The sequence below is a fragment of the Rhizorhapis sp. SPR117 genome (genome assembly GCF_021742065.1).
This window is the reverse complement of the sequence record NZ_JAKKIE010000192.1, coordinates 1-1,039: the sequence shown is the minus strand read 5'-3', so window position 1 is coordinate 1,039 and position 1,039 is coordinate 1. Positions and strand designations below refer to the sequence as shown.

Genomic DNA, 1,039 nt, shown 5'->3' with positions numbered 1-1,039 from the left:
CTGCCGACCTAGCATTGTTCATCTCCTCAAAGAGGCGTGAATCAATGAGGTGGATTACAGTTCCGGGTGACTAGGTCTTCGATTTGATCGAATAACGTCACCTTTCTGCGCTTGAAAGGCTTACGCAATGCCGCCGCGAGATCGAGCCTGCTGTCGAGGAGTCGAAAGTTCTCCGCGATGACGCTTGGGCGCTGGAAAGAGAAGCACTCGGATATGGTCTGCTCGACCGGCTTTTTGTTGATGGCAATCTGCTCTAATTGCGTGTGGCTAAGCCGAGCTTTTTTCAAGACCTGTTCTCGACGGTCGGCGTACTTCAATACAGCGGCGAATGTCGAACGGAAGTATTCTTCCCACACTGCTACGATAAATGGCACCAGTAGGTTATTGGAAAGCAGTCGCGGATTCATCGCGTCCATGAAGTGAAGGCCCGTTGGCTTCTCCCGAGCCACGTCGCCCTCTAGCTTTCTCGCCCACAGATAAATTTGAGACTTGATGAGCGCGTTTTTTAACCTCCAACGAGCGAGGTAACATCCCGATACGAGGGGTGGATTCGGTGGCTCATCCGGTCGCCAGTAGCGGTTCCGGCCCGCGTCGGTAATAAAGTGACCTCCAAACAAATCACGTATCAGCTTGATGGTCTTATTCTGATGAGTAAGGTCCCAATAGCTTCGAGACACCGTAGATCGGGTGTCAACTGCGATCTGTCCATTCTCATTGTAAATCTGAAGCTCAACCCCAGACCAGGAGCGATAATCATCTTCGTCGTACCACTGGTAGTTTCCGATCATGCTTGGCACGCGCAAGCTGTCTCGAAGGAGCCGGTAGCCGAGTAATTCCACAATCTGAATGACTCGCGTGAGGCTAGTCCCCGCTGGGAGTTCATTTCTCGAAGTGTAACTCATGCCGTGTGGTTAGCCTGTAATGACGAAGCTTGTCACGTTCCTTGGGTTGGCAGCACCGGGCACTAGTCACCCGGAACTGTAATCCACCTCATTGATTCACGCCTCTTTGAGGAGATGAACAATGCTAGGTCGGCAGG

General features: G+C 52.1%; 1 protein-coding gene. It reads right to left on the bottom strand.

From position 1 onward, the window contains the following. Positions 1-41: 41 nt before the first annotated feature. Positions 42-788 carry a hypothetical protein gene (locus L3X40_RS21885; protein WP_237367439.1) on the bottom strand — a complete coding sequence of 249 codons (747 nt, stop codon included), beginning with the start codon at positions 786-788 and terminating at the stop codon, positions 42-44. Between the last annotated feature and the right edge of the window lie 251 nt (positions 789-1,039).

What these genes read in the sequence shown, in the direction of transcription:
- L3X40_RS21885 (WP_237367439.1), bottom strand. Translation starts at nt 788, where the DNA reads ATGATCGGAAACTACCAGTGGTACGACGAAGATGATTATCGCTCCTGG.